The organism is Stenotrophomonas maltophilia group sp. RNC7 (assembly GCF_030910085.1).
Lineage (GTDB): Bacteria > Pseudomonadota > Gammaproteobacteria > Xanthomonadales > Xanthomonadaceae > Stenotrophomonas > Stenotrophomonas sepilia.
Window position 1 is genome coordinate 22,956 of record NZ_JAVFVN010000476.1, and the last position, 17,535, is coordinate 40,490.

The following is a 17,535-nucleotide window of genomic DNA, read 5'->3' on the forward strand; positions in this document are numbered from 1 at the left end:
GGCGCCAGCAGGCGAGTCAATCGCCGATACGCGCCTTCTGCCACGGGCCGAGCATGGCGTTGAGCAGGCTGGCCTGCTCGTCGTCGCCGGTCAGCTCCCACATGAACACCCCGGCCAGGCCCTGCTCGCGGGCGAACTGCGCACGCAGCCCGATCGAGCGCGGGTCTTCATAGCTGATGAAGACCTTCTGTTCGGCGTTGTACAGCCACGGGCTCTGCGCCTGCGGCTGCCAGTGCCTGGTCCAGCCCGGCTGGTCGAGATAGCGCGCCTTGATCACCCGCCAGTCGCCGGCGTCGGCCGGTGCGCTGTAAGGCTGATACAGGCCATCCGGTGCATCGCCGGTGACCTTGAAGCCGCGCCCGTAGAACGGCACGCCCAGCACCAGCTTGTCGGCCGGCACGCCATGTTCACGGTAGTACTGCACGGCGCCGGCCACGTTGTTCCAGCGGCGCAGCTCCGGCGCCAGCGGATCGGCCGGCACCTCATGCAAGGGCGCATTGAAGGTCGACACCGACGAGAAGCCGGTGCCCATGTCGTAGCTCATCAGGTTGATGAAATCGAACACCCTGGCCAGCGCCGGCAGGTCGTAGCTCGCCGCCGGATCATAGGGGCCATCGGTCTGCAGGCGACCGGCGGCCAACGCGGCGGTCAGCAGCATCGGCTGGCCAACCTTGCGACCGCGCGCATCGAGTGCCTGGCGGAAGGCCTGCGCAAGCCGGGTCAGGTTGGCGCGATCCTGCGGGCGGTGTGCCAGCTCCTTCGGCCCACCACTGACCGGGAATTCCCAGTCGATGTCCACACCATCGAAGCTGCCTGCATGGCGCTCGAAGAACAGCGCCATGCATGAGTCGACCAGGCGCTTGCGGCTGGTTTCGGTCAGTGCCGCATCGGAGAAGCCGCCTGCGCCCCAGCCGCCAATGGAGATCAGCGTGCGCAGGTGCGGGTGCGCCTTCTTGAGTTCGGCCAGTGCGGCGAAATTCTTCGGCGCTTCCGCACCGACCGTGCAGCGGCCGTCCTCGATGGTGGAGAACGCGTAGAACAGGTGGGTCAGGCGCTCGGCCGGAATGCTCGACACCGGATAGCGCTCGGCCGATCCACCAGGGTAATAGGCGCCGAAGATCGGCTGCTGTGCGGGCGCTGCGTGCGCGGCAATGGGCAAGGCACCGGCAATCAGCACGGCAAGGACGGCCACGGTCTGGCGGAACATGGGATCTCCCGGTTCAAAGGCGCCGCCACGTTAGCAAACCGATGGGGCTGCGGTACGGATGTCGCGGCATGTCGTCCCGCGGACAGGCACACCGCATCCCGTGACGACAGCGGGGCAGACACGCGATTGCCGTCATGCACTGCAGCAGGACACGCACCGACGCCGCCGCCCCATGCATCGGCTAAGGTAGCCGCAGACCTTCAATCGCGCATGGACATGAGCACCGACTACGACAGTATCGACGACGGCGACCTGCTTGGCGACGAAACCCTCGACGACCGCGAGGCACTGGAGGCGCGCGCCTACGCCGCCTTCCGCGAAGGCGACCTGCAGCAGGCGGTGGCGCTGTTCGGCGAGCTGATCGCACTCGCTGCCGAAGTGCCGTACCTGCATTACATGCGCGGATTGGCACACAAGTACCTGCGCGACTGGGCCTCCTCACTGCAGGACAACCTGCAATCAGAACAGCTGCGCGGCGAGTTCGATGAAGCCACCGCGTGGAATGCCGGTATCGCCGCCACCGGCGTCGGTGACTGGGCCGAAGCACGCCGCCAATGGTCCCGCTGTGGCATCACCCTGCCCGAGGGCGAAGGCCCGATCGAGGGCAACTTCGGCGTGGCCTGCGTGCGCTTGGCACCGTGGTCCGACGCCGAAGTGGTGTTTATGAGCCGCATTGATCCGGTGCGTGCACGCATCGACAACGTACCGCTGCCTGAAAGCGGCTTCCGCTTCGGCGACATCGTGCTGCACGACGGGGCCTCGACCGGCCAACGTGCCTATGACGAGCGCCAGGTGCCGGTGTTCAATGCCATGCAGCGCCTGCAGCCTTCGGACATGGCGACCTTCACCGTGTTCGTGCAGTGCGACTCGGCCGATGACATCGCTGCCCTGGAGGCCATCATGCTGCCCGGCATCGGCATGGTCGAGGACTGGACGGCCACCGTGCGCCGGCTGTGCCGCCGCTGCAGCTACGGCACGCCTCACCATCATGGCGATGAGGCACCAGGTGAAGACCAATGGAGACGCGAACGTGACCTCGGCGTGGCCGCACAGGGCCGGGCCGCGGTGGAAAAGCTCATGGCGATGTGGGTTGCTGCAGCCCCCGGCCGCGTGCTGGAGGCCATCGAACAGCGCGAGCACCCGCTGAGTGACCCCGAGCCGGGCCAGGTGTGGTGGCTGGGAGAGGAGGAAGAAGGCGCGCAGGTGTAGGGCCCAACGATCCTCGCCCACAGGATTCCAGGCAAAGAAAAAGCGGGCCGAAGCCCGCTTTCTCATTTGCGAAAGCGTGAGGACCAACGGTCCTCACCCACCGCACGATCAGCAGTACCGATTATTCGGCGCTGGCGCCTTCGCCTTCTTCGACGGCCTTCATCGACAGGCGGATACGGCCCTGCTTGTCGACTTCCAGCACCTTGACCTTGACCACATCGCCTTCCTTCAGCTTGTCGCCGACCTTCTCGACGCGCTCGCTGGAGATCTGCGACACGTGGACCAGGCCGTCCTTGCCCGGCAGGATGGTGACGAACGCACCGAAGTCCATGATCTTGGCGACCTTGCCTTCGTAGATGCGGCCCGGCTCGACGTCCGAGGTGATCTGCTCGATGCGGGCCTTGGCAGCCTGGGCAGCGATGGCGTTGACCGACGCGATGACGATGGTGCCATCGTCCTGGATGTCGATCTGGGTGCCGGTTTCCTTGGTGATGGCCTGGATGGTCGAGCCACCCTTGCCGATCACTTCGCGGATCTTGTCCGGGTGGATCTTGATGGTCAGCAGGCGCGGCGCGTAGTCCGACAGCTCCTCACGCGGAGCGGTCAGGCCGTGGGCCATTTCACCCAGGATGTGCAGACGGCCAGCCTTGGCCTGCTGCAGGGCCTGCTTCATGATCTCTTCGGTGATGCCTTCGATCTTGATGTCCATCTGCAGGGCGGAGATGCCCTCAGCGGTACCGGCCACCTTGAAGTCCATGTCGCCCAGGTGATCTTCGTCACCCAGGATGTCGGACAGGACCACGAAACGGTCGCCTTCCTTGACCAGACCCATGGCGATGCCGGCCACCGGGGCCTTCACCGGCACGCCGGCGTCCATCAGCGCCAGCGACGAGCCGCAGACCGAGGCCATCGACGAGGAACCGTTCGACTCGGTGATTTCCGAAACGACGCGGATAGTGTACGGGAAGGCTTCCAGCGACGGCATGACAGCCAGCACGCCGCGCTTGGCCAGACGACCGTGGCCGATTTCGCGGCGCTTCGGGCCCATCATGCGGCCGCACTCACCCACCGAGAACGGAGGGAAGTTGTAGTGGAACAGGAAGTTTTCCTTGTACTCACCGGCAACGGCGTCGATGACCTGGCCGTCACGGGCGGTGCCCAGCGTGATGGTCACGATGGCCTGGGTTTCGCCACGGGTGAACAGCGAGGAACCGTGGGTACGCGGCAGCACGCCGGTCTTCACGGTGATCGGGCGGACGGTGTCCAGCGCACGGCCGTCGATGCGGACCTTGGTGTCCAGCACCGAGTCACGCATGGTGCGGTATTCCAGTTCGCCGAATTCCTTCGACAGCTCGGCCGGGTTCCAGCCTTCGGCGGCCACACGACCGGCCAGGGCTTCGAACACGTCCTTCTTGATCGCCGAGATGGCGTCACGGCGCTGCAGCTTGTCACGCACCTGGAAGGCTTCGCCCAGGCGCGGGCCGATGGCTTCCTTCAGGGCGGAGATCAGCGCGTCGTTCTTGGCCGGGGCTTCCCAGGTCGACGGCTTGGTGCCGGCTTCGACGGTCAGCTCGTTGATCGCGTTGATGACCTTCTGCATTTCGCGGTGACCGAAGGTCACGGCACCCAGCATCACTTCTTCGGACAGCAGCGCGGCTTCGGATTCGACCATCAGCACGGCGTTGGAGGTACCGGCAACGACCAGTTCCAGCTGCGAGTCAGCCAGTTCGCTGACGGTCGGGTTCAGGATGTACTCGCCGTTCTTGTAGCCGACCTTGGCAGCGCCGATCGGGCCCATGAACGGGGTGCCGGCCAGGGCCAGCGCAGCCGAGGCGCCGATCAGGGCCGGGATGTCGCCGTCCACGTCCGGGTTCAGCGACATGACCGTGGCGATGATCTGCACTTCGTTCTTGTAGTCTTCCGGGAACAGCGGACGGATCGGACGGTCGATCAGACGCGAGATCAGCGTTTCCTTCTCGGTTGCACGGCCTTCACGCTTGAAGAAACCACCCGGGATGCGGCCGCCGGCGTAGAACTTTTCCTGATAATCGACGGTCAGCGGGAAGAAGTCCTGGCCTTCGCGCGCGCTCTTGGCGGCGACGGCGGTGACCAGCAGTACGGTGTCGTCCATCTTGACGATGACCGCACCGCTGGCCTGGCGGGCGACTTCGCCGGTCTCAAGCGTGACGGTGTGCTTGCCGTACTGGAAGGTTTTGGTGATTTTTGCCACGGAGGGTGTCCTTGGGGATGCTGTCTGCGAATTTGGACCGTCGGCGACCCTTGCCGCCAGCGGGTGGCCGGATCGTTCCGGCCTGAATCGGGGATTGCGGTGCTACAAAACAAAACCGCGGCGCATCGCTGCGCCGCGGGGGATTCGTTGCTTAGCGACGCAGGCCAAGCTTTTCGATCAGGGCCTTGTAACGCTCGACGTCCTTCTTCTTCAGGTAGTCGAGCAGGCTGCGACGGCGGTTGACCATCTGCAGCAGGCCGCGGCGGCTGTGGTGATCCTTCTTGTGGGTCTTGAAGTGGCCGGTCAGCAGTTCGATGCGGGCGGTCAGCAGGGCAACCTGGACTTCCGGGGAGCCGGTGTCAGCGGCGCTGCGCTTGTTGTCTTCAATGACCTTCTGGGTGTCGATCGACATTTCTTTTTTCTCTGTGATGCGTGGCCGGCAGGAACGCGCTTCGCGCACCGCCAGGCTCGCCGTGGACTACGAGGATGAAACCTGCGGGAGGCAGGTTGCCGGAAAACGGCCGCGAAATTGTAACGGCCAGGGGCTTCCGGGACAAGGACCGGGGCTGAACCACCCTGCCCCGGTCAGAGGTTGAAACGGCGCTGCGGGGCCAGCAGGCCACTGTCGTCGACCTGGCCCAGGCCCTGGACAGCATCGTCCGGACCGAACACGGCCACCAGGCCATGCGGCCAGGTCATGTCACGCTGGCGCTGGCCGACGCAGAAACGGTGAGCCTGGGCGGCGTCGAGGTCGACCCGCGGATACTCGGCCAGGCCGGCCGCCAGCGGCAGCAGCAGCGCGTCCATGCCCGCCTCGTCGCCGGCCTTGGCCATCACCCGCAGCTGGTCCAGGGTGACCATCACCGGTTCACGGAACGGCTCGACCCATAGCCGGCGCAGCGCACTGATATGGGCGCCGCAGCCCAGGCGTTCGCCGAGGTCGCGTGCCAGGCTGCGGATGTAGGTGCCGGAGCCACAGGTCACGCGCAGCCGCAGCCGTTCCGGCTGCTGCTCGAGTACCTCGATGGCGTGCACCTGCACCTCGCGCTCCGGGGCCTCGATGGCCTCGCCGCGGCGGGCCTTCACATACAGCGGTTCACCGCCCTGCTTCAGCGCCGAATAGATCGGCGCCCGCTGGCGGATGTTCCCCGTCAGTGGTGCCAGCGCAGCCTGCAGGGCCTCGGCGCTGATCGCCGGCACCGGACGCTGCAGCAGCACCTGGCCCTCGGCATCATCGGTATCCGTGGTCTGGCCGAGCACGATCTCGGCATCGTACGCCTTGGCCGAACCCAGCAGCAGGCCGGCGATCTTGGTCGCCTCGCCGAAGCATAGCGGCAGCAGGCCGGTGGCCAACGGGTCGAGGCTGCCGGTGTGGCCACCCTTCTCGGCACGGAACAGGCGGCGCGCCACCTGCAGGGCGGCGTTGGAGCTCATGCCGGTCGACTTGTCGAGCAGCAGGATGCCATCCAGGCGGCGGAACTGAATTCGGGTCATGACAGATACGGGTAGCGCCGGGCCATGCCCGGCGAGCGCGAAGCGCGGCCAGCGTCCGGCCTCGCACGGTCAGAATGAAAAGACGCCGGGCATGGGCCCGGCGCTAGCTTATTCTTCGTCGCTCTCGCGACGCTTCTCCGCGGCCAGCGTATCGGGCAGGTCGCGCAGGATGTTGTCGATGTGCTCACCACGGTCGACCGAATCGTCGTAGTGGAAATGCAGCTCCGGCACGTGGCGCAGCTTCATCGCACGGGCCAGGTCCATGCGCAGGCGGTAGCCCAGCTCCTTCAGGCCGGCCACGGCTTCAGCCGAGCGTTCCGGCATCAGGGCGGTGACGAACACCTTGGCATGGGCCATGTCGCGGGTGATTTCCACGTCGGACACGCTCACCGAGGGCAACCCGTGCTCGCGCACGGCGTTGTGCACCAGGGTGCCGAGTTCACGGCGCAGCTGGGCGGAGACACGGTCGGTTCGATGGAAAGTCTTGGGCACGAGCAGCTCTTGGTTCAGTTGTCGCCCGACCAACGGTCGGGCGCTACCTTTGATTCGATTGTCGCCCGACCAACGGTCGGGCGCTACAGGTACATGGTAGGGCCCGACCGTTGGTCGGGCCACCTTGCAGCATTACAGGGTGCGCGGCACTTCGATACGCTCGAAGCACTCGATCTGGTCGCCTGGCTTGACGTCGTTGTAGGCCTTCACCGCGATACCGCATTCGGTACCGTTGCGGACTTCCTCGACGTTTTCCTTGAAGCGACGCAGCGATTCCAGCTCGCCCTCGAAGATCACCACGCTGTCGCGCAGCACGCGGATCGGCTTGTTGCGCTTGACCACGCCCTCGATGACCATCGAGCCGGCAACGGCGCCCAGCTTGGAGCTGCGGAAGACGTCGCGGACCTCGGCGATACCGATGATCTCTTCGCGGATCTCCACGCCCAGCAGACCGGATGCCACCTGCTTCACCTGATCGATCACGTCATAGATGATCGAGAAGTAACGCAGGTCGACGCCGTTGGATTCAATGATGCGACGGGCCGAAGCATCCGCACGCACGTTGAAGCCGATGACGGTGGCCTTCGAAGCAGCCGCCGAGTTGGCGTCCGATTCGGTGATGCCGCCGACGCCGGAGTGGATCACGTTGATGCGGATGTCTTCGTTGGACAGCGCGACCAGTGCCTGGCTCAGGGCCTGCACCGAACCCTGCACGTCGGCCTTGATGACCAGGTTGAGAACCTGCTGGCCCTCGCCCTTGCCCAGGGTCGCCATGATGTCTTCCATGCGGCTGCCAGCGGTGGCGACCAGGCGCGACTCACGGCGCTTGGTCTCACGCTGCTGCGCAACATCCTTGGCCAGGCGCTCGTCCTCGACCACCACGAAGTCGTCTCCGGCTTCCGGCACACCGGACAGGCCCAGGACCTGCACCGGGATCGACGGGCCGGCGAACTCCGGCTGCTTGCCGGTTTCGTCGAACAGCGCACGCACGCGGCCGTACTGGATACCGCACACCAGGTAGTCGCCCTTCTTCAGGCGGCCCTGCTGCACCAGCACCGTAGCGACCGGGCCGCGGCCCTTGTCCAGCGACGATTCGATCACCACGCCCGAGGCGCGGCCTTCGTCGACGGCCTTCAGTTCCAGCAGTTCGGCCTGCACCGACACCGCGTCCAGCAGGTCGTCGATGCCCAGGCCGGTCTTGGCCGAGATCTCCACCATCTGGATGTCACCACCGAACTCTTCGGCCACGACCTGCTCGGAGAGCAGCTCGTTCTTGACCCGCATCGGGTCGGCACCGGACTTGTCGATCTTGTTGATCGCCACGATCAGCGGCACACCCGCCGAACGGGCGTGCTGGATCGCTTCCTTGGTCTGCGGCATGACGCCGTCGTCGGCAGCAACCACCAGCACCACGATGTCGGTCAGCTTGGCACCGCGGGCACGCATCGAGGTGAACGCGGCGTGGCCCGGGGTATCCAGGAAGCTGATGACGCCCTTGGGCGTTTCGACGTGATAGGCACCGATATGCTGGGTGATGCCGCCGGCTTCGCCGTGGGCAACCTTGGTGCGGCGGATGTAGTCCAGCAGCGAGGTCTTGCCGTGGTCGACGTGACCCATGATGGTGACCACCGGCGGGCGCTGCACGGCTTCGCCTTGGTTTTCACCGGTCGAAGCAAGCAGCGCGTCTTCGGCATCGTTGTCGTTGGCACGGATCGCCTTGTGGCCGAGTTCTTCGGTCACCAGCGCAGCGGTGTCGTGGTCGATGGACTGGGTGATGGTCGCCATCACGCCCATCTTGAACAGCGCCTTCACCACCTCGCCGCCCTTCAGCGCGAGCTTCTGCGCCAGGTCGGCCACGGTGATGGTCTCGCCGATCGCGACTTCACGCACGACCGGGGCGGTCGGGCGTTCGAACGCGTGCGGACCGGCATTGTTGCCACCACGCGACATGTCGCGACGGCCACCGGACTGGTTGCGGCCACCCGGACGTCCACGCGAATTGCTGTTGTTGCTGTTGCCGCGACGCGCGCGGTCGGCGGCCGACAGGTGCATCTGGCCGGCAAAGCGGTCGCCCGGGCCACGCTCGTTGCGCGGCGCGCTGCGGTTGTTGCGCTCGTCGTTGCGCGGCGGCGGCGGCGGAGCACCACGCGGCGCAGCCGGGGCGGCGGCCGGGGCGCGCGGCGGGCGCGGCGCGGTTTCGTCGATCGGAGCACGCTTGGGCTTGCTGGCGGCCAGTGCCTCGGCCGCCTTGGCCGCAGCCGCAGCTTCCTCGGCAGCCTTCTTCTCGGCTTCGGCGCGCTCCTTGGCGGCGGCCTCTTCCTCACGGGCACGGACGATGGCCTCGTCGCGCAGACGATCCTTCTCGGCCAGGGCCTGCTGTTCGGCGAGGTTGCGCGCACGCGACTCTTCCAGCTTGCGCAGGATGTCGGCGCGCTCTTCGTCCGGCGTCATGGCGCGAGCACCATCCTTGACGTAGGTACGCTTCTGGCGCACCTCGACATTCACGGTCGTCTTGCTGCGACCGGAATTGACCGTCACTTCCTGCTGCTTCCGGCGGTTGAGCGTGATCTTCTTCGCAGACTGATCGGTCTCTTCCGGGGCCTGCTCGGGCTTGCCGTGCGAACGACGAAGGAAGCCCAGGAGCTTTACCTTCTCGGAGCTGGTCACGACCTGGTCGGGACCGCTGAACTTCATGCCGGCACCGGCCAGCTGTTCCAGCAGTTTTTCGACCGGCGTGTTGACCAGTTCGGCAAGCTTGCGGATGGTGGTTTGCTGCGACATTCGGATCCTATGATCTTGTGGGCGCCCCCCCGCATCTGGAGGTGGCGCGGATTCTACGCCCTGAGCGGCTCAGGGCCCTGTTCATTGCCGGCTCATTCGCCGCGTTCCAGTCGGGCGATCTCCTCGGCACGGGCGGCCAGGATCAGCGCAGCGGCGCGCGCCTGATCCAGTCCTTCGATGCCGAAGTCCATGACCTCGTCGGCGGCCAGGTCGGACAGGTCCTCGCTGGTACGCACGCCGTGGCCGGCCAGCGCATATGCGGTGGCTTCGTCCATGCCCTTCAGGGACAGCAGGTCCTGCGCCGGCTGGCCGTCTTCAAGGCCTTCCTCGACTGCCAGGGCCTCATTGAGCAGCGCATCGCGGGCACGAGCGCGCAGCTCTTCGACGATGTCCTCGTCGAAACCTTCCACGGCCAGCAGTTCGCCGACCGGGACATATGCGATTTCCTCGACGGTGCCGAAGCCTTCGCTGACCAGGATGCCGGCGATTTCCTCGTCCACTTCCAGCTTGTCCATGAACAGCTGGCGGGCGGCAGCCTGTTCGGCCTCCGACTTGGCAGTGACCTGGTCCTGGGTCATCACGTTGAGCTGCCAGCCGGTCAGGCGGCTGGCCAGGCGCACGTTCTGGCCGCCCTTGCCGATCGCCTGGGCCAGGCGGTCTTCGGCAACGGCCAGGTCCATCGAGTGCTTGTCCTCATCGACGATGATCGACTGCACTTCGGCCGGCGCCATCGCGTTGATGACGAAGTTGGCCGGGTTGTCGTTCCACAGCACGATGTCCACGCGCTCGCCATTGAGCTCGTTGGACACGGCCTGCACGCGCGAACCGCGCATGCCGATGCAGGCACCGATCGGATCGGTGCGCTGGTCGTGGGCCAGCACGGCGATCTTGGCGCGGTCGCCCGGATCGCGGGCGCAGGCCTTGATTTCCACCAGGCCCTGGCCGACTTCCGGCACTTCCAGCTTGAACAGCTCGATCATGAACTCCGGCGCGGCGCGGCTGATGAACAGCTGCGGGCCACGCGGCTCCGAGCGCACTTCGGCCAGGTAGCCGCGCACGCGGTCGCCGGCACGCAGCACGTCGCGCGGAATGCCCTTGTCCTTCGGAATGAAGCCTTCGGCATTGCCACCGAGGTCGACGTAGATGTTGCCGCGCTCGGCGCGCTTGACCACACCGGTGATCAGCTCACCCACGCGATCCTTCCATGCATCCACGACCTGCTGGCGCTCGGCTTCGCGCACGCGCTGGACGATGACCTGCTTGGCGGCCTGGGCAGCGATGCGGCCGAAGTCCGGGTTCTCGATCTGCTCTTCGATGTAGTCGCCGACCTCGACGCCTTCGGCCTCGTCGACGGCGTCCATCAGGCGGATCTGGCGATCCGGGGATTCCATGACCACGTCATCAGCCACCACTTCCCAGCGGCGGAAGGTTTCGTAGCTGCCATCCTTGTGGTCGATGACCACGCGGGTCAGCACTTCCTCCTCGGGATAGCGCTTCTTCGCTGCCGAGGCCAGGGCGGCCTCGATGGCATCGAAGATCACTTCACGCGGCACGCCCTTCTCGTTGGCGACTGCGTCGACTACCAGCAACAGTTCCTTGCTCATTGGCTCACTCCGCGCGCGGCTTCTTTGCCGCCGGCTCGTTGGAAGAAGAATTCGTGTTCGGCTTCGGACGCTTCGGCGCCGGACCGGTCGGCTTGCTCGGGGCCAGCCCCAGCGCCACCCAGTCGGGCATGATCCGTGCCTTGTCGATGTTGTCGGCCGACACGACCACTTCAGCCTTGTCGACGATGAAGGTGATGGTGCCCGCGGCCTCGTCGATCGCTTCGATGCGGCCCTGCAGGCGACGACGGTTGTCCTGCGGCAGCTTCAGCGTGACCTTGGCTGATTCACCCTGGTGGCGGCCGAACTGCTCCAGGTTGAACAGCGGGCGGTCCACGCCCGGCGAGGACACTTCCAGCGTGTAATTGCCGCTGATCGGGTCTTCGACGTCCAGCTGCGCCGAGACTTCGCGGCTGACCCGCTCGCAGTCGTCGACATTGATGATGCGCTCAGGCTGTTCAGCCAGCGGCACGTCGATGTAAAGGCGCAGGGTCGCACCGCCGGGGGCCGGCAGATACTCAACGCCCAGCAGCTCCAGGCCCAGCGACACAACGGTCGGGGCGAGCAGATTCGCGATGTCGGTTGCCTTGTCGCTCACAGCCTGCCTTGATCTCTATGGTTGGGTGCCGGCCTTGGCCGGCGTGGAAACATGACGCCCCGGAAACGACAAAGGGCCCGTTGGGCCCCTTTTCCGGAAAGACTCCGGTGACTGGATTCCGGTTGCAACCTGCATCGCCTGCCGGTTGCGGCCCTCCTTCCGGGTCCGGACTCCCGCTGGGAGGCCGCCTTCAGGGGTACTGCTAGGCCGCTGATGATAGCGGCTGCACCGCGCTGGTGCAAGGTGCGGGGCTACCCCGAAGCGTCCGCTGCGCTCGCCGGGCATGGCCCGGCGCTACCACCGTGCGGCGTACGGGTAGCGCCGGGCCAGCCCAAAGAAAAACGCCCTCGAAGCAGGACTTCGAAGGCGATCTTCTTACTTGGTAGCGGGGGCAGGATTTGAACCTGCGACCTTCGGGTTATGAGCCCGACGAGCTGCCAGACTGCTCCACCCCGCATCAGAAGCGGAATTATGAGCGATGGCTCCAAAAACTGCAAGCCTTCCCTCATTCATCAAACCGGTTGGCGCCGATCGGAAGTTGGTAGCGGGGGCAGGATTTGAACCTGCGACCTTCGGGTTATGAGCCCGACGAGCTGCCAGACTGCTCCACCCCGCACCGGAAGTGTTTGAACTGCTGCCCTGCTCTTTCGAGGAGGGCTACCGCAACGATGTTCTGGCTGAACCGCTGCAGTGACAACTCAGGCTGCGCATATTACACGAATCGCGCAGCTTTGTGTCAACTTTTATGCAAGATGCGCAAATGCCTGCTGGCACCAGACCATGATCGGGTTCCAGGCCAGGCCCAGGGCCAGCAGCGCCAGGGCATTGACGCCCAGCACCACACCCAGCACGCGGTCGTTGTTGCGCGGCATGGCCTCGCCCACCGGCTCATCGAAGTACATGACCTTGATGACGCGCAGGTAGTAGAAGCAGCCGACCACGGCGCACAGCACGCCCAGGATGGCCAGCCACAGCAGGCCGCCGTTGACGGCCGCGCCCAGCACCGCCAGCTTGGTCCAGAAGCCCAGGAACGGCGGGATGCCGGCCAGCGACGCCATGATGCACAGCACCAGGCCTGCCATCCACGGGTTGCGGGCATTGAGGCCCTTGAAGTCCTCGATGTTCTCGGCTTCAAAGCCGGCACGCGACAGCGCGATGATCGCGCCAAAGGCGGCGGTCGACATGATGGCGTAGGCCAGTGCGTAGAACAGCGCAGCGGCATAGCCCTGCGCGCCACCACCGGCGATGCCCATCAGCAGGAAGCCGATGTGCGAGACGGTGGAGAACGCCAGCATGCGCTTGAGATTGCTCTGCGCGATGGCCATCAGGTTGCCGATGACCAACGAGACTGCGGCCAGGCCGGCGATCAGCAGCTGCAGTTCCGTCGACAGCGGGCCCACGCCCATTTCCAGCAGGCGGTAGGCCATGCCGAAGGCGGCCAGCTTCGGCGCCGAGCTGATGAACAGCGCGATCGGTGCCGGGGCACCCTGGTACACGTCCGGCAGCCACATGTGGAACGGTGCCGCACCCAGCTTGAAGGCGACGCCGGCGATCATGAACACCGCACCGGTGATCAGCAGCACGCGCTCTTCCGAGTGCGGGATGGCGTCACGGATGACGTCCAGGTGCAGGCTGCCGGTGGCGCCGTAGATCAGCGACATGCCGTACAGCAGCAGGCCCGAGGCCAGCGAGCCGAGCACGATGTACTTCATCGCCGCTTCCGAGGCCAGGCCGTTTTCGCGGTTGCTGGCGACCAGGGCGTAGGAGCACAGCGCCAGCAGTTCCAGGCCCAGGTAGACCATCAGCAGGCTGCCGGCCGACACCAGGATCATCATGCCGGCGGTGCCGAACAGGATCAGCACCGGGATCTCGCCCTGGAACAGGTTGCGGTCACGCAGATAACGCCAGCCATAGACCAGGGTCAGGCCGCTGAGCAGCACGATCCCGGTCTTCATCACGTCCGCGGCGGTATCGCGCACGAACATGCCATGGAAGACCTCGCCCTGCCCGCCCACGCCGGTGGCCAGCATGAACAGCACCACGGCCAGCGCAGCGAGCGAGAACAGGTGGGTGACGATCTTGTTCCGGTTGCTGACGAACAGGTCGAGGATCATCAGGGCGAAGGCGCTGCCGATCAGCACCAGCTCGGGAGCGAGCGGTGGCAGGTCAGCGGCGGTCAATGGCAGCAGCGGCGAGGTGGTCATCATCAAATCCTGGAATTACAGCAGCTTGCTGGATGCGATCTGCATCGCCAGCTTCGCGATCGAGGGCTCCATCAGGTCGGTCAGCGGCTTGGGATAGATGCCCAGGGCCAGCACGCCGATGGCGAACACGCCCAGCACCAGCCATTCGCGGCCGTTGATGTCCTTCAGTTCGGCAACATGGCTGTTGGCCACTTCACCGAAGAAGATGCGCTTGTACAGCCACAGGGTGTAGGCGGCGCCGATGATCAGGGTGGTGGCCGCGCCCAGCGCGATCCACGGATTACGCTGGAAGGCCGAGAGGATGACCATGAACTCGCCGACGAAACCGCTGGTACCGGGCAGGCCCGCGTTGGCCATGAAGAACAGCATGGCGAAGGTGGCGAACCACGGCATCACGTTGACCACGCCGCCGTAATCGGCGATGCGGCGGCTGTGCATGCGGTCGTACAGCACGCCGACGCAGGAGAACATCGCGCCGGACACGAAGCCGTGCGAGATCATCTGCACCATGGCGCCCTGCAGGCCCAGGCGGGCGGCATCGGCGTTGCCGGCTTCACGCACCAGCCACAGGGCGATGAAGGTGCCCAGGGTGACGAAGCCCATATGCGCGATCGACGAATAGGCGATCAGCTTCTTCATGTCGTCCTGCACCAGGGCGACCAGGCCAACGTAGATCACCGCGATCAACGACAGCGCGATCACCAGCCAGGCCCATTCCTGCGAAGCGTCCGGGACGATCGGCAGGTTGAAGCGCAGGAAGCCATAGCCACCGATCTTCAGGGCGATGGCGGCCAGGATCACCGAACCGGCGGTCGGCGCTTCCACGTGGGCGTCCGGCAACCAGGTATGGACCGGGAACATCGGCACCTTGACCGCGAAGGCGATCAGGAACGCGAAGAAGATCCAGGTCTGTTCCTTGGCCGACAGCGGCAGTGCATACAGGTCGGCCAGCTGGAAGCTGCCGCCCTTCATGTACAGGTAGATCAACGCCACCAGCATCAGCACCGAGCCGAGGAAGGTGTACAGGAAGAACTTCAGCGCAGCGTAGATGCGGCGCGGGCCGCCCCAGACACCGATGATCAGGAACATCGGGATCAGCATGGCTTCGAAGAACACGTAGAACAGCATCGCGTCCGTCGCCGCGAAGATACCGACCGTGACGCCTTCCAGGATCAGGAAGGCCGCCACGTACTGGTTCACGCGCTTGTCGATGGCGCTCCAGGCGCCGATCAGGGCAAGCACGCTGACCAGGGTGGTCAGCAGGATCAGCGCCACGGCAATGCCGTCCACGCCCAGGTTGTAGCCGATCTTGTACGCCGGGATCCACGCATGGGTCTCGACGAACTGCAGGCCGTCGATGCCCGCGTTGTAGCCGCTCAGCAGCGAGAGGCTTGCAACGAAGGTGAGCACCGCGACGCCCAGCGACGCCCAGCGGGCGGTCTGCGCATCACGGATCGCAAGGATCAGGGCACCACCGATGATCGGCAGCCAGATGAGGACACTGAGTAGAGGCCAGTTCGACACGTCTTCTTATTCCGTACAGGTCATCAACGCAGGTAATGCATCAGCACGCCCAGCAGGGCAATCAGGCCGATGATCATCGCGAAGGCGTAGTGATAGAGGAAACCGGATTGGGTACGACGCAGCACGCCGGCTGCGACGTCCACAACACGTGCCGAGAGATTGACCACGCCGTCGACGATGTTGCTGTCGATCCAGCGCGAGACCTTGCCCAGCTTGACGCTGCCACCGGCAAAGCCATCGATCCACAGCTTGTCGAAGCCGTACTTGTTTTCCAGCACCGACACCAGCGGAGCGAAGGCCTTGCGCGCCTTGCCCGACAGGCCCGGCTTCCACAGGTAGAACAGTGCGGCCAGCAGGAAGCCCGCGACGGTCAGCATGAACGCCGGAGCCATCATGCCGTGCAGCGCGAAGGCGACCGGGCCGTGGAACTCCTCACCCAGGAAGCCGATGGTGTTCTTGGCCGGATCGTAGAAGTCGACGATGCCGGTGAAGAACGTATGCGCCTGGCCCTTGATGGCATCGTGGGCATGGTGGCCGGCCCAGTCGGTGCCGTACAGCATCGGACCGATGCTGAAGAAACCGATGGCGATCGACGGGATGGCCAGCAGGATCAGCGGCAGGGTCACCACCCACGGGGTTTCGTGCGGTTCATGCGGACCGTGGCCATGGCCGTGGTCATCGTGATGCGCATCGCCGTGGTGGGCGTCGGCGGCCTGGTGATCGTCATGGCCGTGACCATGATCGTCATGATGCACGTCGCGGAAACGCTCCTTGCCGTGGAAGGTCAGGAACAGCAGGCGGAAGCTGTAGAAGCTGGTGACGATCACGCCACCCAGCACTGCCCAGTAGCCGTAGGTGGCCACCCAGTTGTTGGACAGGTGCGCGTGCAGCTCGGCGGCCTCGATGATGGTGTCCTTCGAGTAGAAGCCGGAGAAGAACGGCGTACCCACCAGTGCCAGCGTACCGATCCACATGGTGATGAAGGTGATCGGCATGTACTTGCGCAGGCCACCCATCTTGCGCATGTCCTGCTCGTGGTGCATGGCAATGATGACCGAACCAGCACCCAGGAACAGCAGCGCCTTGAAGAAGGCGTGGGTCATCAGGTGGAACACGGCTGCCGAGTAGGCCGACACGCCCAGTGCAACCGTCATGTACCCCAGCTGCGACAGCGTGGAGTACGCGACGACGCGCTTGATGTCGTTCTGCACGATGCCGATCAGGCCGGTGAAGAACGCGGTGGTGGCACCGATGAACAGCACGAAGTTCAGCGCGGTCTGCGACAGCTCGAACAGCGGCGACATGCGGGTGACCATGAAGATACCGGCGGTCACCATCGTCGCAGCGTGGATCAGTGCCGAGATCGGGGTCGGGCCTTCCATCGAGTCGGGCAGCCACACGTGCAGCGGGACCTGGGCCGACTTGCCCATGGCACCGATGAACAGGCAGATGCAGATGACGGTGGCGATCGACCAGATCACCGGCTCGTTCAGCAGCTGCATGCCCAGGAGGGTGCCGTCCCAGATCTGCAGCTGGGCGCGCGGGTCGGCCAGCATGCCGGCCTGCGAGAACACCTGCGAGTAGTCCAGGGTGCCGAACACCCAAAGCACGCCGGCGATGCCGAGCAGGAAGCCGAAGTCACCGACGCGGTTGACCAGGAACGCCTTCATGTTGGCGAAGATCGCGGTCGGGCGCTTGAACCAGAAGCCGATCAGCAGGTACGACACCAGGCCCACCGCTTCCCAGCCGAAGAACAGCTGCAGGAAGTTGTTGCTCATCACCAGGGTGAGCATCGAGAAGGTGAACAGCGAGATATAGCTGAAGAACCGCTGGTAACCCGGATCGTCCTGCATGTAGCCGATCGTGTAGATGTGGACCAGCAGCGACACGAAGGTCACCACCACCATCATCATCGCGGTCAGCTTGTCGACCATGAAGCCGACGTGGGCCGAGTACTGGCCGACTTCGAAGAACGTATAGATGTTCTGGTTGAACGGCTGCGCGCCGCCCCACATCAACTGGTAGAACGTGTACATCGACAGGCCGCAGGCCACCGCGACGCCGAGGATGGTGATGGTCTGCGCGCCGAAGCGCTTGACCTGGCGACCGAACAGGCCGGCGATGATGCTGCCGAACAGCGGTGCGAGCACCACTGCGATCAACAGACTCTTGGAGAGAGTGATTTCCATCTGTGG

General features: G+C 65.1%; 12 protein-coding genes and 2 tRNA genes. 1 reads left to right on the plus strand and 13 read right to left on the minus strand.

Going from position 1 to position 17,535, the window contains the following annotated elements:
• Positions 1-16 precede the first annotated feature (16 nt).
• On the minus strand, positions 17-1,207 hold the full coding sequence (locus tag RCF13_RS08185; RefSeq protein ID WP_134969084.1) for a glycoside hydrolase family 18 protein: 1,191 nt from the start codon (positions 1,205-1,207) through the stop codon (positions 17-19).
• Between the two features lie 216 nt (positions 1,208-1,423).
• On the opposite strand from RCF13_RS08185, the gene RCF13_RS08190 reads away from it, so the two are divergent.
• On the plus strand, positions 1,424-2,416 hold the full coding sequence (locus RCF13_RS08190) for a hypothetical protein (protein ID WP_231352223.1): 993 nt from the start codon (positions 1,424-1,426) through the stop codon (positions 2,414-2,416).
• Between the two features lie 121 nt (positions 2,417-2,537).
• Here RCF13_RS08190 and pnp read toward each other — a convergent pair whose 3' ends face one another.
• From pnp to nuoL, 12 genes are all read right to left on the minus strand, one after another.
• A complete protein-coding gene (gene pnp, locus RCF13_RS08195) occupies positions 2,538-4,646 on the minus strand; it encodes a polyribonucleotide nucleotidyltransferase (protein WP_005417884.1) in 2,109 nt (702 codons plus the stop codon).
• A gap of 151 nt (positions 4,647-4,797) precedes the next feature.
• Complete coding sequence (gene rpsO / locus RCF13_RS08200; RefSeq protein WP_005417886.1) at positions 4,798-5,058, minus strand: 30S ribosomal protein S15; 261 nt, start codon at positions 5,056-5,058, stop codon at positions 4,798-4,800.
• 173 nt (positions 5,059-5,231) lie between these two features.
• Complete coding sequence (truB, locus tag RCF13_RS08205; RefSeq protein WP_134969082.1) at positions 5,232-6,140, minus strand: tRNA pseudouridine(55) synthase TruB; 909 nt, start codon at positions 6,138-6,140, stop codon at positions 5,232-5,234.
• 108 nt (positions 6,141-6,248) lie between these two features.
• A complete protein-coding gene (gene rbfA, locus RCF13_RS08210) occupies positions 6,249-6,632 on the minus strand; it encodes a 30S ribosome-binding factor RbfA (RefSeq protein ID WP_005410447.1) in 384 nt (127 codons plus the stop codon).
• A gap of 132 nt (positions 6,633-6,764) precedes the next feature.
• On the minus strand, positions 6,765-9,413 hold the full coding sequence (gene infB / locus RCF13_RS08215) for a translation initiation factor IF-2 (protein WP_053499259.1): 2,649 nt from the start codon (positions 9,411-9,413) through the stop codon (positions 6,765-6,767).
• 92 nt (positions 9,414-9,505) lie between these two features.
• Positions 9,506-11,017 carry a transcription termination factor NusA gene (gene nusA, locus RCF13_RS08220; RefSeq protein ID WP_005417911.1) on the minus strand — a complete coding sequence of 504 codons (1,512 nt, stop codon included), beginning with the start codon at positions 11,015-11,017 and terminating at the stop codon, positions 9,506-9,508.
• A 4-nt stretch (positions 11,018-11,021) separates the two neighbouring features.
• Entirely contained in the window at positions 11,022-11,612 is a 591-nt protein-coding gene (rimP, locus tag RCF13_RS08225) for a ribosome maturation factor RimP (protein ID WP_005417913.1), read from the minus strand.
• Positions 11,613-11,992: 380 nt separating this feature from the next.
• Positions 11,993-12,069: transfer RNA gene (locus tag RCF13_RS08230), tRNA-Met, on the minus strand.
• 82 nt (positions 12,070-12,151) lie between these two features.
• Positions 12,152-12,228: transfer RNA gene (locus tag RCF13_RS08235), tRNA-Met, on the minus strand.
• Positions 12,229-12,355: 127 nt separating this feature from the next.
• Entirely contained in the window at positions 12,356-13,816 is a 1,461-nt protein-coding gene (nuoN, locus tag RCF13_RS08240) for an NADH-quinone oxidoreductase subunit NuoN (protein WP_049415243.1), read from the minus strand.
• 15 nt (positions 13,817-13,831) lie between these two features.
• Positions 13,832-15,340 (minus strand): NADH-quinone oxidoreductase subunit M, encoded by a 1,509-nt coding sequence (locus tag RCF13_RS08245; RefSeq protein WP_005410452.1) that lies wholly within the window; start codon positions 15,338-15,340, stop codon positions 13,832-13,834.
• Positions 15,341-15,363: 23 nt separating this feature from the next.
• Positions 15,364-17,529, minus strand: coding sequence for an NADH-quinone oxidoreductase subunit L (nuoL, locus tag RCF13_RS08250; protein WP_134969020.1), 2,166 nt, complete (start codon positions 17,527-17,529; stop codon positions 15,364-15,366).
• Positions 17,530-17,535 lie beyond the last annotated feature (6 nt).